This window comes from Halorhodospira sp. 9628 (assembly GCF_022228075.1).
Lineage (GTDB): Bacteria > Pseudomonadota > Gammaproteobacteria > Nitrococcales > Halorhodospiraceae > Halorhodospira > Halorhodospira halophila_A.
This window is the reverse complement of sequence record NZ_JAJNRF010000014.1, coordinates 44766-65456: the sequence shown is the minus strand read 5'-3', so window position 1 is coordinate 65456 and position 20691 is coordinate 44766. Positions and strand designations below refer to the sequence as shown.

At 69.1% G+C, this 20691-nt stretch carries 16 protein-coding genes; 10 read left to right on the top strand and 6 right to left on the bottom strand.

Annotated elements, in window-relative coordinates; genetic code table 11:
• Positions 1-75: 75 nt before the first annotated feature.
• On the bottom strand, positions 76-1275 hold the full coding sequence (locus tag LRG10_RS11980; protein ID WP_201172034.1) for an aminotransferase class I/II-fold pyridoxal phosphate-dependent enzyme: 1200 nt from the start codon (positions 1273-1275) through the stop codon (positions 76-78).
• 197 nt (positions 1276-1472) lie between these two features.
• Here LRG10_RS11980 and LRG10_RS11975 point away from each other — a divergent pair, with 197 nt between their 5' ends.
• Genes LRG10_RS11975 through LRG10_RS11965 form a run of 3 tightly spaced genes read left to right on the top strand, consistent with a single transcriptional unit; the run spans position 1473 to position 5383 of the window.
• The gene (locus LRG10_RS11975) at positions 1473-2465 is read left to right on the top strand and encodes a D-2-hydroxyacid dehydrogenase (RefSeq protein WP_201172036.1); all 993 of its coding nucleotides are present in this window, start codon (positions 1473-1475) and stop codon (positions 2463-2465) included.
• Positions 2462-3874, top strand: coding sequence for an amidase (locus tag LRG10_RS11970; RefSeq protein WP_238634010.1), 1413 nt, complete (start codon positions 2462-2464; stop codon positions 3872-3874). The genes LRG10_RS11975 and LRG10_RS11970 overlap by 4 nt, the downstream gene beginning before the upstream one ends.
• A 57-nt stretch (positions 3875-3931) precedes the next feature.
• Complete coding sequence (locus LRG10_RS11965) at positions 3932-5383, top strand: aldehyde dehydrogenase family protein (protein ID WP_201172051.1); 1452 nt, start codon at positions 3932-3934, stop codon at positions 5381-5383.
• A 50-nt stretch (positions 5384-5433) separates the two neighbouring features.
• On the opposite strand, the gene epmA is transcribed toward LRG10_RS11965, so the two are convergent.
• Both epmA and efp read right to left on the bottom strand, forming a co-directional pair.
• On the bottom strand, positions 5434-6387 hold the full coding sequence (epmA, locus tag LRG10_RS11960; RefSeq protein WP_201172053.1) for an EF-P lysine aminoacylase EpmA: 954 nt from the start codon (positions 6385-6387) through the stop codon (positions 5434-5436).
• Between the two features lie 2 nt (positions 6388-6389).
• Complete coding sequence (efp, locus tag LRG10_RS11955; protein WP_201172055.1) at positions 6390-6959, bottom strand: elongation factor P; 570 nt, start codon at positions 6957-6959, stop codon at positions 6390-6392.
• A 29-nt stretch (positions 6960-6988) separates the two neighbouring features.
• Between efp and epmB the strand changes: the two genes are divergently transcribed.
• Complete coding sequence (gene epmB / locus LRG10_RS11950; protein WP_201242267.1) at positions 6989-8017, top strand: EF-P beta-lysylation protein EpmB; 1029 nt, start codon at positions 6989-6991, stop codon at positions 8015-8017.
• Here epmB and htpX read toward each other — a convergent pair.
• The 3 genes from htpX to parE form a co-directional block, all read right to left on the bottom strand.
• Positions 7998-8888 (bottom strand): protease HtpX, encoded by an 891-nt coding sequence (gene htpX / locus LRG10_RS11945; protein ID WP_201242287.1) that lies wholly within the window; start codon positions 8886-8888, stop codon positions 7998-8000. The genes epmB and htpX overlap by 20 nt on opposite strands.
• 99 nt (positions 8889-8987) lie before the next feature.
• Complete coding sequence (parC, locus tag LRG10_RS11940; protein WP_238635682.1) at positions 8988-11240, bottom strand: DNA topoisomerase IV subunit A; 2253 nt, start codon at positions 11238-11240, stop codon at positions 8988-8990.
• Positions 11241-11325: 85 nt separating this feature from the next.
• A complete protein-coding gene (gene parE, locus LRG10_RS11935) occupies positions 11326-13236 on the bottom strand; it encodes a DNA topoisomerase IV subunit B (RefSeq protein ID WP_238635681.1) in 1911 nt (636 codons plus the stop codon).
• 194 nt (positions 13237-13430) lie between these two features.
• Between parE and LRG10_RS11930 the strand changes: the two genes are divergently transcribed.
• The 6 genes from LRG10_RS11930 to LRG10_RS11905 all read left to right on the top strand — a co-directional run bounded on the left by LRG10_RS11930 (position 13431) and on the right by LRG10_RS11905 (position 20638).
• Positions 13431-13694 (top strand): exodeoxyribonuclease VII small subunit, encoded by a 264-nt coding sequence (locus LRG10_RS11930; protein ID WP_201172064.1) that lies wholly within the window; start codon positions 13431-13433, stop codon positions 13692-13694.
• The gene (locus LRG10_RS11925) at positions 13663-14586 is read left to right on the top strand and encodes a polyprenyl synthetase family protein (RefSeq protein ID WP_201172067.1); all 924 of its coding nucleotides are present in this window, start codon (positions 13663-13665) and stop codon (positions 14584-14586) included. The genes LRG10_RS11930 and LRG10_RS11925 overlap by 32 nt, the downstream gene beginning before the upstream one ends.
• A gap of 179 nt (positions 14587-14765) precedes the next feature.
• Positions 14766-15545: a GTP cyclohydrolase FolE2 gene (gene folE2 / locus LRG10_RS11920; RefSeq protein ID WP_238634003.1), complete on the top strand. Its 780-nt coding sequence runs from the start codon at positions 14766-14768 to the stop codon at positions 15543-15545.
• Between the two features lie 215 nt (positions 15546-15760).
• Entirely contained in the window at positions 15761-16381 is a 621-nt protein-coding gene (locus LRG10_RS11915; RefSeq protein ID WP_238634002.1) for a TetR/AcrR family transcriptional regulator, read from the top strand.
• Positions 16382-17536: an efflux RND transporter periplasmic adaptor subunit gene (locus LRG10_RS11910; protein WP_201242272.1), complete on the top strand. Its 1155-nt coding sequence runs from the start codon at positions 16382-16384 to the stop codon at positions 17534-17536. It begins immediately after the preceding gene.
• A gap of 6 nt (positions 17537-17542) precedes the next feature.
• Positions 17543-20638 carry an efflux RND transporter permease subunit gene (locus tag LRG10_RS11905; protein WP_238635680.1) on the top strand — a complete coding sequence of 1032 codons (3096 nt, stop codon included), beginning with the start codon at positions 17543-17545 and terminating at the stop codon, positions 20636-20638.
• Positions 20639-20691: the final 53 nt, after the last annotated feature.

The following is a 20691-nucleotide window of genomic DNA, read 5'->3' as shown; positions in this document are numbered from 1 at the left end:
GGCTTTTTTGCCCCCCCCCCCCCGCCCCCCGGGGGGGGGGGGCCCCCCGGCGGCGGCGCGGACATCCGGCCGCGATCAGAAGCCCTGCTTCTCCATCCAAGGGATGATGCGATCGAAGGCGCGCTCGATATCGTCCATGGAGGCCGCGTAGCTGATGCGCAGCGAATTCGGGCAGCTGTCACCGAAGGCATCGCCCGGCACGACGCACACGCCGGTCTCTTTGAGCATTCGCGTGGCCAGATTGGTGGCGTCGGTGTTCGGCGGCAGCGACGGGAAGATGTAGAACGCCCCCTGCGGCCGATAGCTGGTCATATGCGGGGTGTTGCTGACCAGCTCCACAATGCGGTCACGACGCTGACGGTAAGCGTCGAGCATCTCGTCGACGCACGCCATCCCCCCCTTGAGGGCGGCAACCCCGGCCCACTGGGCCGGCGTGTTGGCGACCGTGGTGGTGAAGATGTGGAAGCGCTGGAGCTTCTTGATCGCCCCCTGGCTGGAGATCAGCCAACCGATGCGCAGACCGGCCATGCTGAAGGTCTTCGACAGGCTGGAGACCGCCATGACGTGGTCTAGGTCCGAGGTGCAGCGCAGCACACTCGGATACTCCATCTCGTCGAGCACCAGGTGATCGTAGACCTCGTCACTGAAGACGTAGACCCCGCGGTAGGCGGCCTCCTGGACGATGGCCTCGACGGTCTCCCGCGGGTAGACCGTGCCGGTGGGGTTGCTCGGCGAGTTGAGGATGATGCCGAAGGTGCGCATGCCGATGTTGTCGATCACCTCCTGCGGATCGATCTGATGACCGTGCTCCGCCCGGGTGGGGATCGGCTTGACCTCCGCGCCGTTCATGCGGATCAGGGGGGCGTAGAGGGGGAAGGTCGGATCCGGGACGAGGAACTGCCGCCCCGGCGCCGCCGTGGCGGCGATCGCCAGGTACATCGCCTCGGTGGCGCCGGTGGTGATGAGCACGTTCTCCGGGGCCAGCGGGCGATCGTAGCGCTCGCTGTAGTACTCCGCCACGGCCTCGAGCATCTGCGGCAGGCCGGCATCCATGGTGTAGCCGGTCTTGCCGTCCCGCAGGGCCTGGATATGCGCCTCGACCACGTGCTCCGGCATGGGGAAATCGGGCTGGCCGATGGACAGGTGGATCACGTCGTCCATCTCGGCCGCCATGTTCACCATCTTGCGGATGCCGGGGATGGGCAGGGCCCGGATCGAAGGGCTCCATACCGGCTCGCGCTCGTCGTCGGGATCGATATCGTCGGGATAGGCCACGGCACGCTCCCTGCGTTTCTTCGCACTGGACTCGCGGGTGGCGGCTGCTTCGCCACTCGCCCCTGACTGCAAAGTGTCATCCTTTCCAGTCCGCTTACAAGACCCCCGCGGCCGAAAGCCGGGCAGTCGCGCTCCTTGTCCCTCCCCCGTCCACCCGATACCTTGGACAGAAATCACCGCCAGGAGGTCGAGGGGTCATGGCCGACGGAGCACGACCTGTCATCGCCCTGCTCACCGCCCCGGACGAGGGACCGCCGCCGGGGCTCGAGCAGCTTGAGGACCGCGCCGAGGTCCGCCACGCCACCACCCGCGAAGGGCTCACCGAAGCCATCGCCGATGCCCGGGTCCTGCTGGTGACGGATTTCCGCACCCGCTTCGTCCGCGATGCCTGGCCCCACGCCCGTCAGCTCGAATGGGTCCACGCCACCAGCGCCGGCGTCGACGCCCTGCTCTTCCCCGAGATGGCCCGCTCCTCGATCCCCCTGACCAACGCCCGCGGCATCTTCGACCGGGCCATCGCGGAGACGGTGCTGGGGATGATCCTGCTCTTCGCCAAGGACATGCGTACCACCCTGGCCCTGCAGGAGCGCCGCGAATGGCGCCACCGTGAGACCGAGCGCATCCAGGGCAAGCGGGCGCTGGTCGTCGGGGCCGGATCCATCGGCCGGCAGATCGCCCGGCTACTGGACGGCGCCGGGCTGTCCGTCGACGGCGTGGCCAGCCGTCCGCGCAGCGACGACGCCGACTTCGGCACGGTCTACGGCACAGCGGACCTGCACGAGCAGCTGCCGCGGGCGGACTACGTGATCATCGCCGCCCCGCTGACCGACGCCACCCGGGGGCTGTTCGACCGCCGTGCCTTCCGGGCCATGGACCCCGGCGCGCGCCTGATCAACATCGGCCGCGGGCCGATCGTGGTCACCGAGGATCTGGTCGCGTCCCTGCACGACGGGGAAATCGCCGGCGCCGCCCTGGACGTCTTCGAGGAAGAGCCCCTGCCGGCGGCGCACCCGCTGTGGGACATGCCCAACGTCTTTATCTCGCACCATATGGCCGGCGATTTCGTCGGCTGGCGCAAGGCGCTGATCCATCAGTTCATCGACAACTTCGAGCGGTGGTCCACCGGCTCACCGCTGTGCAACGTCGTCGACAAGCAACGCGGTTACGTGCCACCGGAGAATCCAGCATGAGCAGCAACCCCAACGCCATCGCCGAACTCACCGCCAGCGAACTGCTCCGTCGCTACCGCGGCGGCACCCTCTCCCCCGTCGAGGCCACGGAGGCGGCCCTGGCGCGGATCCGGGCCCACAACGAGACGGTCAACGCCTTCTGCCTGGTGGACGAAGAGACGACGCTGGCCGCTGCCCGGCGCGCCGAGCAGCGCTACCACAACACCTCGCCGATGGGCGAGCTCGATGGCGTGCCGGTGGCCATCAAGGACGTCTTCCTGACCCGCGGCTGGCCCAATCTCAAGGGCTCCAAGACCGTCGACCCGGCCGGCCCCTGGGAGCAGGACGCCCCGGCGGTCTCGGCGCTGCGCCGCCACGGCTTCGTGCCGCTAGGCAAGACCACCACGCCGGAACTCGGCTGGAAGGGGGTCACCGACTGCCCCTGCTACGGCGTCACCCGCAACCCCTTCGACCCCGACAAGACGGCCGGTGGCTCCAGCGGCGGCAGCGCCTCCTCGGTGGTACTGGGCATGGGCCCGCTGGCCCTGGGCACCGACGCCGGCGGCTCGATCCGCATCCCGGCCGGCTTCTCGGGCCTGGTCGGGCACAAGCCAACCCAGGGCCGGGTGCCCCTGTGGCCGGCGAGCCCGTTCGGGCAGCTGGCCCACCCGGGCCCGATGACCTGGACCGTGGAGGACGCCGCACGGCTGATGAACGTCATCGCCGAACCCGACCCCCGGGATCCGACCCTGCCCGCGGCCGGCGGCGACTACGTGGCCGCACTGGCCGGCGGTGTCGGCGGCCTGCGCGTGGCCTTCAGCCCCAACCTCGGCTACGTGCAGGTCGATCCCGAGATCGCGCGCAGCGTGGCCGAGGCGGCGCGCCTGTTCGAGGCGCTGGGCGCGCAGGTCGAGGAGGTGGATCCGGGCTTCGCCGACCCGCGCGAGGCCTTCGATCTGCTCTTCTTCGGCGGTGCCGCCAACGCCCTGCGCAGCATCCCCGAGGAGCGCCACGCCGAGATGGACCCCAACCTCATCGAAGCGGTGGGCAGCGTTCGCGACGCCTCCATGCTCGACTACCTGGCGGCGATGAACGAGCGGGCCGCGCTCATCGAGCGCACCAGCCTGTTCCACCAGCGCTACGACCTGCTGCTCACACCGACGCTGCCAATCCCGGCGTTCACGGCCGGGCTCGAGGTGCCGGAGGGGTGGCACGACCGCCGCTGGCCCAGCTGGACCCCCTTCACCTACCCGTTCAACATGACCGGCCAACCGGCCTGCTCGGTACCGTGCGGCTTCACGGCCCAGGGCCTACCCATTGGCCTGCAGATCGTTGGCACCCGGCACGCCGACGCGCTGGTCCTGCGTGCGGCCCACACCTACCAGCAGGCCGCGCCGCTGACTGACCAGCGACCAGCCTGGGCCCACTGACCGGCGGGCACCGGCTCCGGAATACCGAACCACGACTCCGCTGCCAAGAAGGTCAACATGATCGATTCTCCGCTACTGCCCGAATTCAACTCTTACATCGCCGGCAACTGGGTGGGCGCCGACAACGGCGCCACATTCCAGATCACCAACCCGGCCAACGGCGAGCTGCTCGGCGAACTCCCGGCGCTGGGCGCCCACGAGGCCAACCGGGCGGTCGATGCCGCCGATGCCGCCCTGGCGGAAACGCCGGACCTGGAGACCCGGCGCGGCTGGCTGCAGGCCATCGATGCCGCACTGCGCGAGCACCAGGAGGAGCTCGGGCGCATCCTGACCCTGGAACACGGCAAACCCCACGCCGAGGGCCAGGGCGAGGTGCTCTACGCTGCCGGCTTCTTCGCCTACGCGGCCCGCAACCTCGATGCGCTCGCCCCGCGGACCCTGGAGGAACAGCCCCGCGGCTGCACCTGGACCGTACACAACCGTCCAGCGGGCGCGGTGGCCCTGGTCACGCCGTGGAACTTCCCCATCGGCATGATCGCCAAAAAGCTCTCCGCCTCCCTCGCCGCCGGGGCGCCGGCGGTGGTCAAGCCGTCCTCGAAGACACCGCTGACCATGGTGGCGCTGTTCACCCTGCTCCACCGCGAGCTGGACCTGCCGCCGGGCATGGTCAACCTGGTCACCGGGGCCGCGGGCCCCATCGGCGATGCCCTGCTCGCCGACCGGCGCATCCGGGTGTTCAGCTTCACCGGGTCGACCGGCGTCGGTCAGCAACTGATCCGCGCCAGCGCCGACGACTGCACGCGCCTGGCTCTGGAACTCGGCGGCAACGCACCGTTCATTGTCTTTGCCGACACCGATCTTGACTGGGCCGCGGATCAGCTGATGGCCAACAAGTTCCGCGGCGGCGGACAGACCTGCGTCTGCGCCAACCGCATCCTGGTCGAGGCGTCGGTGATCGACACCTTCTCCGAGAAGGTGGCCGAGCGCGCCGCCCGGCTGACCGTCGGTGATGGCATGGCCCCCGGGGTGGATCTGGGGCCGCTGATCGACCGCAGCGGTTACGACAAGGTCCGCCGCCACTACCTGGACGCCGTCGAGCAGGGCGCCACGCCGGTGCTCGGCGAAGACCCCGGCCCGCTGGAGCACGAGCACGGCGCCTACTTCCCGCCGACGGTCGTCCGCGGCGTCACCGCCGACATGGCCTGCTGGCAGGAGGAGACCTTCGGGCCGCTGGTGCCCATGGCCGCCTTCGGCGATGAGGCCGAGGCGCTGGCCATGGCCAACGATACGGAGTTCGGCCTGGCCGCCTACCTGTTCACCGGTGACGACGCCCGGGCCGAGCGATTCATCCGGCGCCTGGCCTTCCCCCACGTGGGCTGGAACACCGGCAGCGGCCCGACGCCGGAGGCCCCCTTCGGCGGCATGAAGCTCTCCGGCTACGGCCGCGAGGGCGGCCTCGAGGGGCTGTTCGAGTTCATCGATACGCAGACCGTGCCCCGCGGCGGCTGACCCTCCGCGGCGCCCCGGGGGCCTGCGGCTGCCGGGGCGCCCCACCCCGCCTACCCGTCGGCCCCGCGCACCTCGCGGAGCGACGAGGCGCCCAGCGCCAGCGCCAGGAGCCGATCCACCCCCAGCGCCACACCGGCGCAATCGGGAACGCCCTGCTCGAGCGCGGTGAGCAACCGCTCATCGAGCGCGTGTACCGGCTGGCCGGCACCGCGGCGCTCGGCCTGCTCGGCCCGGAAGCGCTCGCGCTGCGCCGCCGCATCGGTGAGCTCATGGTACCCGTTGGCGATCTCCAAGCCGTCGATGAAGAGCTCGAAGCGCCGGGCCGTGCGCGGGTCGGCGTCGTCCAGGCGGGCCAGGGCGGCCTGGCTGGCCGGGAACCCATCGAGAAAGGTCAACTTACCGTGGCCCAGGGCCGGCCCCACGGCGTGAGAGAGCAGCAGATCGAGCGTCTCATCGCGCCCCGCCGGGACGCCCCCGTGCAACTCGATGCCCTGGTCCGCCAGAGCGTCGCGGAGCACGTCATCCGCGTCGGCCAGGGGATCGACACCGGCATAATGACGAAAGGCCCCTTGGTAGGACCAGCGCTCCACCGGGCGATCACCGACAAGCAGCGCCGCCAGCGCCGCCACCTCGTCCATCAGGTGGTGGTGATCAAAACCAATGCGATACCACTCGAGCAGGGTGAACTCGGCGGCGTGCCAGCGCCCGCACTCGCCACCGCGCCAGGCCGGACCGAGGTAGTAGATGTCGCCACTGCCGGCGGCAAGCATCGCCTTCATGGCCGATTCCGGCGAGGTCTGCAGGTAAGCGGTGGCGCCGTCAGCGGCGGCGCCTGGCACCGAGATGCTCTCCAGCGCCGGGTCCATGGCCGCAGGGCCGAGACACGGCGGCTGCACCTCCAGCACCTCGCGCTCGGCCAGGAAGCGGCGGATCCGTGCCAGCTCCCGCCCCACCCGGCGCACGGTGGCACCATCGGCGGCGCCGCGCGGAGCGCCGGCCGCCATCGTCAGTCCTTGGCGCGGCTGACGTACTCCGCCTTGCGGGTGTCGACGCGCAGCACCTCACCCTCCTCGATGAACAGCGGCACCCGCACCGTGGCTCCGGTCTCCAGCTTGGCCGGCTTGGTGCCGCCGCTGCTGGTATCGCCACGCACACCCGGATCGGTCTCGATGACCTTGAGGTCGACGAAGCTCGGCGCCTCGACCTGCAGCGGCGCGTCGTTCCAAAGGATCACGGTGCAGGTATCCTGCTCCTTGATCCACTGGGCCGCATCGCCCACGGCGCTGGCCGGGGCGGCCTTCTGGTCGAAGGAGTTGGGATCCATGAAGTACCAGAACTCACCGTCGTTGTAGAGGTACTGGAGTTCGGTCTCCATGACGTCGGCCGCCTCGACGCTCTCGCCGGACTTGAAGGTCTTCTCGACGACGCGGTTGGTCTTCAGATTGCGCAGCTTGACGCGGTTGAAGGCCTGCCCCTTACCGGGCTTGACGAACTCGTTCTCGACGATGGTGTAAGGATCACCGTCGAGCATAATCTTGAGTCCGCCCTTGAATTCGTTGGTGCTATAGGTCGCCATAATCCCCTCGGGTATGCGAAGTTGAAGCGATGCTAACCGATACGGCCCGACAGCCCAAGCCAGGCAGGCAACGCCGCGCCAACGAGCGCTGGCGCCAGGAGCTGATCGGCGCGATCCGCCAACCCGCCGAGCTGCTCCACCGCCTGGACCTGCCCGAGGCCCTGCTCGCCCCGGCGGAGCGGGCGGCGCGGTCATTCCCGCTGCGGGTTCCAGTTCCCTATCTGGCACGCATCCGGCCCGGGGATCCCCACGACCCACTGCTGCGTCAGGTGCTCCCCATCGATGCGGAACTCGAGACGCACCCCGGCTACACCGCGGATCCCCTGGCCGAACAGTACGGGCACCCCGGCAGCGGCGTCCTGCAGAAGTACCAGGGCCGCAGCCTGCTCATCGCCACCGGGGGCTGTGCCATCCACTGCCGCTACTGCTTCCGGCGCTGCTTCCCCTACAACCGCGAACCCGGCTGGCGCACCGCCCTCGACCGGCTGGAGCAGGCGGGAGCGCCGGAAGAGGTGATCCTCAGCGGCGGCGATCCGCTGCTGCTCGATGATCAGGCCCTGGGCGCCTGCCTCCGGCGCCTCGGTGAAATCGAGGCGGTACGCCGGGTGCGTATCCACACACGGCTGCCGGTGGTGATCCCGTCCCGGGTGACGGCCGCCCTGGCCCGCCATCTGGGACAGACCCGCCTGCAGACCGTGGTCGTCGTTCACGCCAACCACCCCAGGGAGGTCGACGCGGAGGTGGGCTCGGCGTTGGCCCGTCTGGGCAATGTCTGCTCGACAGTGCTCAATCAGACGGTCCTCCTGCGAGGGGTCAACGACGACAGCGCCACTCTGGCAGCGCTCTCCGAGCGGCTGTTCGCCGCTGACGTCCTGCCCTATTACCTGCACCTGCTCGACCCGGTGGCCGGCGCCGCCCACTTCGACGTCGACGAAAAAACCGGGCAGCGGCTCTGGGCGGAACTCGCCCGGAGACTGCCCGGCTACCTGGTCCCGCGCCTGGCCCGCGAGGAGCCCGGCGCGGCGGCCAAGACGGTGATTACACCGGACGCGCCTTGAGCGCCTCGATGCGCTCATCCAGCGGCGGGTGCGACATGAACAGCCGCTTGATCGAAGAGCCGCCCATCCGGCCATTGATGCCGAAGGCCTCCATCTCGTCCGGCATGTTCTGCGGCTCCACCGAGCGCTTGAGCTTCTCCAGCGCGGCGATCATCTTGTCGCGCCCGGCCAGCTTGGCGGACCCGGCGTCGGCCCGGAATTCGCGCTTGCGCGAGAAGTACATGGTAATCATCGAGGCCAACACGCCGAGGACCATCTGGGCGAAGATCATGGTGATCCAAAAGCCGGGGCCGTGGCCGTCCTCGTTCTTGAACACCACCCGGTCGACGAAGCGCCCGGCGACGTGGGAGAGGAAGATCACGAAGGTGTTCACCACGCCCTGAATCAGGGTCAGGGTGACCATATCCCCGTTAGAGACGTGGGCCACCTCGTGGGCGATGACCGCCTCGGCCTCGTCTCGGGTCATGTTCTGCAGCAGCCCCGAGCTGACCGCCACCAGGGCGCTGTTGCGCCGCGCACCGGTGGCAAAGGCGTTGATCTCCGGGGCGTCGTAGATCGCCACATCGGGCATGCCGATGCCCTCACGCTGGGCGAAACGGCGCACCGTCTCCACCAGCCACTGCTCCTGCTCGCCGCGCGGACTCTCGATGGGCTGTGCACCCATCATCTTCATCGCCATGTACTTGGACATCGCTAGCGAGATGAACGAGCCGGCGAAGCCGATACCCGCGGCAAAGATCAGCAGCGTGACCAGCTCCGCATCGATGCCGTGCTCGCGGAGGAACTGCTCCACGCCGAGCAGGTTCAGGATGATCGACAGCACCAACACGACGGCGATGTTGGTCGCCAGCAATAACGCGATCCGGGTCAGCATCGTTGAGAACGCTCCTCTTTCGTCAGACTGCGGGATCCACTTCCTGACGCTTGGATTGGGTTCGGCGGCAAAGGTTTCAAGACCCCGTCACCACGCTCAGACGTCGACACGCAGGCCGCGGGCCTGGCGCAGGCCCCGCGGCAGCTGAACGCCACGCCGGCCCCGGGCGGCGCGGAAGGCCTCCAGGTCGTCGCGACTGAGCCGCTTGCCGGTCTTGCCGGCCTCCACCCGCAGCGCAGCGCCGGCGGGCAGCACGGCGACCGCCACCACCACCTCCTCACGGCTGCGCAGGCGCTGGGCCGGGATGCCGATGAGCTTGTTGCCCTTGCCCCGCGCCATCTCCGGGAGCTCCTCGAGGGGGAAGACCAGCAGCCGACCGTCGGAGCTGGCCACCGCCACCTCGGCCCCATCGGCCTCGGCGGGCAACGCCACCGGCGGCAGCACCGCCGCCCCCTCCGGCAGGGTCAGCACGGCCTTGCCCGCGCGGTTGCGCGAGAAGAGCTCCCGCAGGGGGACACGGAAGCCGTAGCCGGCGTCGGAGGCGAGCAGCCAGCGCGACTCCGGGTCGCCGGCGAGCACCGACTGGAAGCGCGCCTTCTCCGGCGGCGTGAGCCGCTTGGTCAGCGGTTCACCTTGGCTGCGCGCCGACGGGAGCGTGTGAGCCGGCACCGCGTAGGCCCGGCCGGTGGAGTCGAGGAAGACCGCCGGCTGGTTGGAGCGCCCCGGGGCGTGATCCAGGTAACCGTCGCCGGCTTTGTAGGACAGCCCGCTCGGATCAACCTCATGCCCCTTGGCCGCGCGCACCCAGCCCTTCTCCGAGAGGACCACGGTCACCGGCTCGCTGGGCATCAGCTCGGTCTCGTCCATGGCCCGCGCCGGGCCGCGGTGGACCAGTGGCGAGCGCCGCTCGTCGCCGTGGGCCTCGGTGTCGCTGAGCAGCTCGCTCTTGACCTGCTCGCGCAGCCGGGCCTCATCGCCGAGGGTGGCGCGCAGCTCGTCGCGCTCGCGCTCCAGATCCCCCTGCTCACCGCGGATCTTCATCTCCTCGAGCCGCGCCAAGTGGCGCAGGCGCAGCTCGAGAATCGCCTCGGCCTGGGCATCACTGAGCCCGAAGCGCTCCATGAGCACCGGCTTGGGCTCGTCCTCCTCGCGGATGATGGCGATGACCTCATCGATGTTCAGATAGGCGGTGAGCAGGCCCTCGAGGATATGCAGCCGGTCCTCCACCTTATCCAGGCGCCAGGCCAGGCGGCGGCGGACCGTCTCGGTGCGGAAGCTCAGCCACTCCGCGAGCAGGTCGCGCAGGGAGAAGACCCGCGGCCGGCCATCGAGGCCGATGACGTTGAGGTGAACCCGGTAGCCGCGCTCGAGATCGGTGGTGGCGAACAGGTGATCCATCACCCGCTCCGGATCCTGGCGCCGGGAGCGCAGCTGGACCACGATGCGCACCGGCGCATCGTGGTCCGACTCATCGCGCAGATCCTCGACCATCGGTAGCTTGCGCGACTGGATCTGGGCCGCGATCTGCTCCATGACCTTGGCGCCGGCCACCTGGTAGGGAAGCGCGTGGATGACGATCTGCGCCTGCTCCCGCTCGTACTCCCAGCGGGCCCGGGCGCGCACGGTGCCGTGACCGCGCTCGTAGATGCCGCGCAGCTCCTCGCGCGGGGTGATCACGTCCGAGGCAGTGGGGAAATCCGGCGCCGGAACGTGCTCGCAGAGTTCAGCGGTGGTGGCCTCGGGATGGTCGAGCAGATGGACGCAGGCGGCAACCACCTCGCGCAGGTTGTGCGGGGGGATGTCCGTGGCCATCCCCACGGCGATCCCCGAACCGCCGTTGAGCAGCACGTTGGGCAGTCGCGCCGGCAGGCGCTCCGGCTCCTGAAGGGCGCCATCGAAATTGGGGATCCACTCCACCGTGCCCTGCCCCAGCTCGCTGAGCAGCACCCGAGCGTAGGGCGTCAGGCGCGCTTCGGTGTAACGCATGGCCGCGAAGGATTTCGGGTCGTCCGGCGAGCCCCAGTTGCCCTGCCCGTCGATCAGCGGGTAGCGGTAAGTGAACGGCTGGGCCATGTGGACCATGGCCTCATAGCAGGCCGCGTCTCCGTGGGGGTGGTACTTGCCCAGCACATCGCCGACGGTGCGCGCCGACTTCTTGTACTTTGCCGCCGCCGAAAGGCCGAGCTCGGACATGGCGTAGACGATCCGCCGCTGCACCGGCTTGAGGCCGTCGGAGACGTGGGGCAGGGCACGATCGAGGATGACGTACATCGAGTAATCGAGGTAGGCCCGCTCCGTGAACTCGCGGAGCGGCTGGGTCTCGAAATCGGAGGCAGCGGGATCGGACATAGTTTTTCAGGATTCAGGTTTAGGGGTTCAGGGCTCAGGGGGCAGCGGTCAGGTTGAACGGATCAGGGGCAGTGGCTACTGGTCCCTAAATGACAATCTCCGCCAAGTTGCCCTTGCTCTCCAGCCACTCCCGGCGCTGGGCGGCGGCGCCGCGACCGAGCAGCATGCCCAGCAGGCGCTCGGTCTCCTCCGGGTCGTCGACGGTGAGCTGCACCAGGCGGCGGGTATCCGGGGCCATGGTGGTCTCGCGCAGCTGGACCGGATTCATCTCGCCCAGGCCCTTGAAGCGGGTCTCCTGCACCTTGCCCTTGATGCGCTCCGCCTCGATGCGGTCGAGGATGCCCTGGCGCTCGTCGCGATCCAGGGCGTAGAAGGTCTGCTTGCCGACATCGATGCGGTAGAGCGGCGGCATGGCCACGTAGACGTGTCCGCCGGCGACCAGGGCCGGGAAGTGGCGCTGGAACAGCGCGCAGAGCAGCGTGGCGATATGCGCCCCATCGGGGTCGGCGTCGGCGAGGACGCAGACCTTGTGGTAGCGCAGCCCGGAGAGGTCGTCGCTGCCCGGATCGACCCCCAGCGCCACGGCGATGTCGTGGACCTCCTGCGAGGCCATGACCTCGTCCGGCGCCACCTCCCAGGTGTTGAGGATCTTGCCACGCAGGGGCATGACCGCCTGGAACTCCCGCTCGCGCGCCTGCTTGGCGGAACCGCCGGCGGAATCGCCCTCGACCAGGAAGAGTTCACTGCGCGCCGGATCCTGCCCGGTGCAGTCGGCCAGCTTGCCCGGCAGCGCCGGCCCGCTGCCGACGCGCTTGCGGGTCACCTTCTTGGCAGCGCGCTGACGGCGCTGCGCGGCGCGCACCACCAGATCGACGATCTGCTCGGCGCTCTGGGTATGCTCGTTGAGCCACAGGCTGAAGGCGTCCTTGATGGCTCCGGAGACGAAGGCGGCGCAGTTGCGCGAGGAGAGCCGCTCCTTGGTCTGCCCGGCGAACTGCGGCTCGTGCATCTTCACCGACAGGACGTAGCTGATGTGCTCCCAGACGTCCTCCGGGGCAATCCGCACGCCGCGCGGCAGCAGGTTGCGCAGCTCGCAGAACTCCCGCAGGGCCTCGGTCAGGCCGGTACGCAGGCCGTTGACGTGGGTGCCGCCCTGGGCGGTGGGGATCAGGTTGACGTAGCTCTCGGCCGGGCCGCTGCCCTCGGGGAGCCAGACCAGGGCGCACTCCATCTCCTCGTGCTCGGAGCCGAGCCGGGCGGTGAACGGCGGATCCGGCAGGTGCTCGTACTCGGCGACGGCGCCGGCCAGGTAGTCGCGCAGACCGTCCTCGTAATACCAGCTCAGCACCTCCGGCTCCTGCCCCTCGCGGCCGGTGGCGTCGCGGAGGACGACCGTCAGCCCCGGGCAGAGCACCGCCTTGGCACGCAGCAGGTGCTCGAGCCGCGCCCGGGAGAAGCGCGGGCTATCGAAGTAGCTGGTATCCGGCCAGAAGCGCAGCGTGGTCCCGGTCTCCCGCGTCTTGCCCACCTGCTCCAACGGCTCGATGCGCTCCCCTGCGGAGAAAGCGATGGTGTGCTCGGCGCCGTCACGGCGGATGTGCACCTGCAGCCGCGTCGACAGGGCATTGACCACCGAGACGCCAACCCCGTGCAGGCCGCCGGAGTAGCGGTAGCTCTTACTGGAGAACTTGCCGCCAGCGTGGAGCCGGCCGAGGATCACCTCCACGGCCGGGACCCCTTCGGTGGGGTGGGTATCCACCGGCATCCCGCGGCCGTCGTCGCTGACCTCCAGCGAACCATCGGCGTGCAGAGTCACCTCGATACGCCGGGCGTGGCCGGCCACCGCCTCGTCGACGCTGTTGTCGATGACCTCCTGTGCCAGGTGGTCGGGGCGGTTGGTCTCGGTGTACATGCCGGGGCGCCGGCGCACCGGCTCCAGGCCGGTGAGGACTTCGATGTCGGTGGCGTCGTAGGTCTGCTGGGTCTTGGTCGTCATCGGATCACGTGGTCGCGGATCGGGCCATTGAGGGTTCGCGCTCAGGGCGAGCAGTTTCCGGCTCCCGGCGGCAACTTACAAGGGAGCCGTGCACCGGATATCCCGTCCCCCTCCGGGGCACGGGCGCGAGCGGGCACCCTGCCGGCTCGACGCTCATTTGACCACCCCTTGCGGCTCCGTTACTTTTCCCCGTCATGAGTGAGAGCGATTCGCAGGAATCCGCCCCCCAGGGCGACCTCCCCGACTTCGAGCGCTCGGTGGCCGAGCTCGAGGCACTGATCGAACGCATGGAGCGTGGCGAGCAGAGCCTCGAGGAGGCGCTGCGCGACTTCGAGCGGGGCATCCACCTGACCCGCCACTGCCAGAAGGCGCTGGGCGCCGCCGAGCAGAAAGTGGCCATCCTACTCGAGAACAGCGAGGACGGTGATGTCGGCCCGTTTCGACCCGACGATTCTTGAAGCCCTGGAGGCGGCACTGCCGCCACTGCGCGAACGCGCGGAGCGGGCCCTGGAGGCGGCCCTGCCCGCCGCTGAAGCCCACCCGACGGGCCTCCACGAGGCCATGCGCTACGCCGTGCTCGGCGGCGGCAAGCGCATGCGCCCGACCCTGGTCTACGCCACCGGCCGGGCCCTGGACTACACCGGCAGTGGGCTGGACGCCCCGGCCTGCGCCGTCGAGATGATCCACGCCTATTCGCTCGTCCACGACGATCTGCCCGCCATGGACGATGACGACATGCGCCGCGGGCAGCCCACCTGCCACCGCGCCTACGACGAACCGACGGCCATCCTGGTCGGCGACGCCCTGCAGGCCCGGGCCTTCGAGCTGCTCGCCGACGGCGAGCGGGAGGACGCCCCGGCCCCGGCCGCCCGCGCCGGGATGGTGCAGGCACTGGCCCGGGCGGCCGGCTCGCGCGGCATGGTCGGCGGCCAGGCCATCGACCTCGCCTCCGTCGGGCGCCGGCTCGACGCCGCCGAGCTCGAGGACATGCACATCCACAAGACCGGGGCCCTGATCCGCGCCAGTGTCCAGCTCGGCGCCCTGGCCAGTGGCCCGACCTGCGCCGCCACCCTCAACGCCCTCGACCGCTACGCCAAGTGCGTCGGTCTCGCCTTCCAGATCCACGACGACGTGCTCGACGTCGAAGGCGACGCCAAGGCCCTGGGCAAGGAGCAGGGCGCCGACGCAGCCCGGGATAAGCCCACCTACCCGTCAATCCTCGGGCTGCGCCAGTCGCGCGAACTGGCCGAGCGGCTGGCTGGCGACGCCATCGATGCCCTCGACGGGCTGGGCCCCGGCGCCGATGTACTGCGCGGACTGGCCGCCTACTGCATCCAGCGCCAGGCCTGAAAGCCCGCCTTCCCGGACAAAAACCCTGCCGAGACCGTCGGGATCGCCCCTTTACAAATATTTAAACTCGTTCCAAATTCAAACCTACCGCTGGAAGCCGAGACCGAGGCCGCAGAATCATGCTGAACCCCACTTGTCACCCGCCGCACACGACGGGCTCAGACACCAGGAACAAGACCATGGAAGACGTCCAGGGACGAGCCGACACCCGGCAGATCGAGATCAACAAGGTCGGCATCAAGGACATCCGCCATCCGGTGCGGGTCCGCGACCGCACGGGGCGGGACCAGCACACCGTGGCCACCTTCAGCATGTACGTGAACCTGCCGCAACACTTCAAGGGCACGCACATGTCGCGGTTCGTCTCGATCCTCGAGGGCCACGACCGCGAGGTGACCGTCGAGTCCTTCCACGAGATGCTCGCCGAGATGACCGACCGGCTCGAGGCCCATTCCGGGCACATCGAGATGGCGTTTCCCTACTTCGTGAACAAGCAGGCGCCGATCACCGGGGTCGAGAGCCTCATGGACTACGAGGTGACCTTCGTCGGCGAGATCCACGGCGACCGGCACGAAACCTGGGTGCGCGTTGCCGTGCCGATCACCACACTCTGCCCTTGCTCCAAGGAGATTGCCGACCGTGGCGCCCACAACCAGCGCTCGCTGGTCATCGTGACGGCCCTCATGGACGGTTTTGTCTGGCTTGAGGAGCTCATCGACCTCGTCGAGCAGGAAGGCTCCTGTGAGCTTTACGGGCTCCTCAAGCGCCCGGACGAAAAACACGTGACGGAGCGCGCCTACGACAACCCGAAGTTCGTCGAGGACGTGGTCCGGGACATCGCCGGCCGCCTCAACGACGATGAGCGCATCGCCGCGTACTCCGTGACCTCCGAGAACTACGAGTCCATCCACAACCACTCCGCGTTTGCGCTCATCGAGCAGGACAAGCGGGGGCGCTGACCGCGCGGCGACACCGCCCCGGCGCGGCCCGGATCAGCTGCCCCGCCCCGCCCGGGGGGCGACCTCCGCCCCCCGGGCGCCCATTTGATACCAATCAATCGCGACCCGTGCATCGACCGCCTTGAGTGCGTAGCATAGTCCTTGTAGAGTCTCTGACCGTTCGGTCGGTTGGCGAGATGACCGCACCCCGGAACCCGACGTAGGACGCGGAGCCCATGCCCGACAACACCGGTCGCACCGAAGCTGCCGAACGGATCGTCGCCGCTGCCAAGCAACTGTTCGCCCGCGAGGGCTACAGCTCGGTGTCGATCCGCGACATCGCCGAGGCCGCCGAAGTCAGCAAGGCCAATGTCTTCCACCACTTCGCCTCCAAAGAGGAGCTCTACGTGGAGACGCTGCGCCGCTGCTGCGAATCGGCCCGGGCGCTGATCCACGCCTTCGCCGAGGAAGAGACCCGTGACCCGGCACAGCAGCTGCGGGCCTTCGTCCGCGCCGACCTGCACCGCGCCCTGGACGACCCCGATGCCACCCGGCTGGTGCTCGCCGAGGCCTTTGACGCCAATCCGTGTCGCGCCCGGACCCTGGTCGACGAGGTCTTCGGTGCCGACTTCCAGCGCATGACAGAGATCTTCTCGCGCGGCCAGCACACCGGCTCCTGGCGCCGGGACACGAACCCGGCGCTGATGGCGTCACTGATGCTCGCCGCCAACACCTTCTACACCGCTCACCGCGAGGTCCTGCGCCAGCTTCCCGGCGTGGACTTCGCCGACGACCCTGATCAGTACGCGGATCACGTCGTCGACATCCTGCTCGACGGGATCCAAAAGGAGGCCTAAGTGACTGACTGGCACATGCTCGATTCGTCCCCCGAGGCGCCGGCCCGGCCACGCCGGCTGCGGACGGTGGTCGCCATCATCGCCCTGGCCCTGCTCGCTGCCGGCTGTGGCGACGATGCCGGCGACAACGACGGGAACGGCGGCGAGGAGGCGCTTTCGGTGACCTGGATCGAGGCCACCGAGGAACAGGTCCGCGAGGTCCGCAACACCGTCGGCAGCGTCGAGGCCAAGTCGCGCCCGCTGCTCGCCGCCGAGGTCGGTGGCGTCATCGATGCCATCCATGTCGACGAGGGCGCCCGCGTCGAGCGCGGCGACCTGCTCGCCGAGATCGACCGCGAGGACTACGTCGACGACCGGGATGCCGCGGCCGCCGATGTGGCCCGGCTGACGGCGATGGTCGGCGTGCAGGAGCGCAACGTGGCCCGCAACCGGGAACTCTACGAGGACGATCACATCTCCGAGGACGAGCTCGACAACGCCGAGGCCGAACTCGAGGCTCGCGAGGAGGAGCTCGCCTCCGCCCTGGCGCAGTTGCGGCGCGCCGAGCGGGACCTGGAGCGGACCCGGATCCGCGCCGTGGTCAGCGGTGCCGTTGATGAACGCCACATCAGCGAGGGCGACTACGTCACCGCCGGCGACTCGGTCTTCCAGCTCATCAATCTGGATCGGCTCAAGGTCCGCCTGCCGGTCTCCGAGAGCCTGGCCCCGCGGCTCGACAGCGGGACAGAGCTGATCCTGCGCAGCCGCTCCGGCCTGCAGCCAGAGCTGGAGACCACCATCTCGGACCTGCGACCCGGCATCCGCGATGCCACCCGCTCGCTGCAGCTGATCGCCGAGGTGGACAACCCCGGCGGCTGGCGCCCCGGGGCCAGCGCCGAGGCGGAGGTGGTGCTCGATGTCCGCGACGGCCTCGTCCTGCCCAACCAGAGCGTCGTGCGCCGCCCCGCCGGCGAGGTGATCTACGTCCTCGGCGAGGACGGCGGCGCCGTCGAGGAGCGCGCCGTGGAGGTCGGCACCCGCTTCGGGGACCGCGCCGAGATCCGCGACGGGCTGGAGCCGGGTGAGCGCGTCGTCCTCGACGGCGCGGGCTTTCTCACCGACGGCGCCGCCGTGGACGCCGCTCCCCACGAAGGCGACGACGCGGACACGGAGTAACGCACCATGACGCTCTCCGAGCTCTCCATACGCCGCCACGTTCTGGCGGTGATGATCAGCGCGCTGATCGTGCTCATCGGCGCGATCGCCTATCAGGATATCGGCACCGACCGCATCCCCAATATCGACTTCCCCATGGTCAGCGTCACCGTCCACCAGGACGGCGCCGACCCGGAGCTGATGGATTCGGCGGTCACCGACGAGGTCGAACGGGCCGTCAACACCGTCCCGGGCATCGACGACATCCAGTCGGTCTCCCTGCCCGGGACCTCGGTGGTCACCATCCAGTTCGATCTGGAAGTGGACGTGGACGTGGCCTTCAACGAGGTCAACGCGAAGGTCTCCGAGATCGTCCAGGACCTGCCCGAGGAAGCGGAGGCACCGGTCGTCGACAAGGTCGAGATGGACGCCCAGCCGATCATGTGGCTCTCCCTGCAGGGAGATCGCACGGCGCAGGATCTCGACCGCTACGCCCGCAACGAGGTCCGCCCGCAGCTCGAGGGCATCACCGGCGTCGGCGAAGTGCAGATCGGCGGCGCCCGGGAGCGGACCATGCGCCTGGAGGTCGACCCCGACCGCATGGCCGCCCACAACGTCGACGTGCAGACGATCATGCGGGCCCTCGAGGAGGAGCACGCCCAGATGCCGGGCGGCTTCCTGGTCGGTGGCGAGACCGAAGAGATGCTCAAGCTCGACGTCGAGTACCACGACGCCGAAGGACTCGAGCAGATGATCGTCGCCGGGGACGGCGACGAACGCGTGCGCTTTAGCGACATCGGCCGGGTCGAGGACGGCCTGGCGGACATGCGCCAGCTGGCCCGGTTCAACGGCGAGCCGACCATCGGCCTGGGCGTGGTCAAGATCTCCGGGGCGAACACCGTCGCCATCATCGACGAGGTCAAGGAACGCCTGGACGATCAGATCCGTCCCCAGCTGCCGCCGGGGCTGGAGCTGCACATCTCCACCGACGAGTCGCAGTTCATCCTCGAGCAGATCGACTCGCTCTACCTGACCATTGCCCTGGGCATCCTCTTCGCTGCCCTGGTGATGTGGCTGTTCCTGCGCAACCTGCGCTCGACGGCCATCGTCTCGCTGGCCATCCCCGTCTCGCTGATGGCGGCCATCGCGGTGATCCACTTCTTCGGCTACACGCTGAACTCGATCACCATGCTCGGCATGCTGCTGCTCATCGGCGTGGTGGTGGACGACGCCATCGTGGTGCTGGAGAACATCTACCGCCACCGCCAGCAGTACCGGGAAGGCCCCATGGCGTCGGCGATTTCCGGCTCCAACGAGGTTTTCTTCGCGGTCATCGCCTCCACCCTGACGCTGATCTCGATCTTCGGTTCGGTGATCTTCATGGAGGCGATCATCGGTCGGTTCTTCGAATCGTTCGCGGTGGTGGTCGCCTTCGGCGTGCTCGCTTCGAGCATTGTTGCCCTGACCCTGATCCCGATGCTCGCCTCCCGCTTCCTCCACGTACCGGAGCAGGAGGGGGCCTTCTACCGGGCCCTGGAGCAGGGCTTCAAGGCCATCGAGCGGGTCTATCGGTGGGCGCTCGGCTACATCCTGCGTTTCCGGTGGACGACGCTCGGCCTGGCGGCGGTCTTCGCCGTCACCGTCGCGGTGGTCATCGCCCCGCGCCTGGGCGGCGAGTTCGCCCCGGACGAGGACACCGGGGAGTTCATGGTCAATTTCCAGACGCCGCTCGGCTCCGGGATCGAGTACACCGACCGGCAGATGCGCGAGGTCGAGGCTATCCTTGAGGCGCAGCCGGAGGTGGATCGCTACTTCTCGGCCATCGGCATCGGCGACCGCGGGCAGGTCAACCGCGGCATCGCCTTCGTCCGCATGGTCGACCGCGACGAGCGGGACGCTTCGCAGCAGGAGGTGGTGCAGCGGATCCGCCCCAAGCTCGCCGAACTGCCCGGGGTACGCGCCTTCGCCTCCGACGTGCCCTTCGTCCCCGGCCAGCGCGGCGAGCCCCTGCAGTTCGTGGTCACCGGACCCAACGTCGAGGAACTCGGCGATCACGCGCGGGCGATCCAGGAGCGCCTGGAGGCAGTCGACGGCATGGGCAGCATCGACCTGGACCTGGATCTGGAGCTGCCCCAGGTGGAGGTCGAGGTGGATCGGGAGCAAGCCCGGAGTCTGGGCCTGAACGCCCACGACATCGCCCAGACCATCAACGTGCTTGCCGGCGGCTTCGATGTGGCCCGCTTCGACGACGGCCCCGGGGGCCAGGACGGGCGGCGCTACGACATCCGCCTCAAGGCCCAGGAGGACATGATCCGCGACATCGACGACCTGCAGCGGATCCAGCTCCTCTCTGAGCACGGCGAGATGGTGCCGCTGGAGGCGGTGACCACCATGGAGGAGACCTTGGGGCCGGCGGCGATCACCCGCCACAACCTCTCTTACTCGGCGGAGTTCTACGCCGACCCGGAACTACCACTGGCCGAGGCCGTCGAGGAGCTCAACGCCGTGGCCGACGACGTCCTGCCGCTGAACTTCGACGTGGAGCTGGTCGGCCAGGCCGAGGAGATGGAACGGGCCGTCGCCGCCATGCTCTTCGTGCTCTTCCTGGCGGCGACGCTCGTCTATATCGTGCTGGCCAGCCAGTTCAACTCCTTCGTCCAGCCACTGCTGATCATGGCGGCACAGCCGCTGGCGCTGATCGGCGGACTGCTCGGTCTCTGGGTGGGCGGCTTCACGCTGAACATCTACTCGATGATCGGCATGGTGTTGCTCATGGGCCTGGTCACCAAGAACGGCATCCTACTGGTGGATCTAACCAACCAGTACCGCGAGAAGCGGGATCTCTCGATCAACGAGGCCCTGGCCGAGGCGTGCCCCATCCGTCTGCGCCCGGTCCTGATGACCTCGCTGACGCTGATCCTGGCGCTGATCCCGGCGGCGGCCGGCCTGGGTGCCGGGGCCGAGACCAATGCACCGATGGCAGCGGCGATCATCGGCGGTATGATCACGGCCATGCTGCTCACCCTGGCTGTAATACCGGCGGCCTACTCCCTGCTCGAGGGCTACCTCGCGCGGCGGGGCTGGGGCCGGCTGAGCAAGATCGCCGAGGACTACTTCGGATGAGGGGCGGCCCCGGGGGCCTGACGGCCCCCAAGCCCCTGCGAAAAGGACCAACG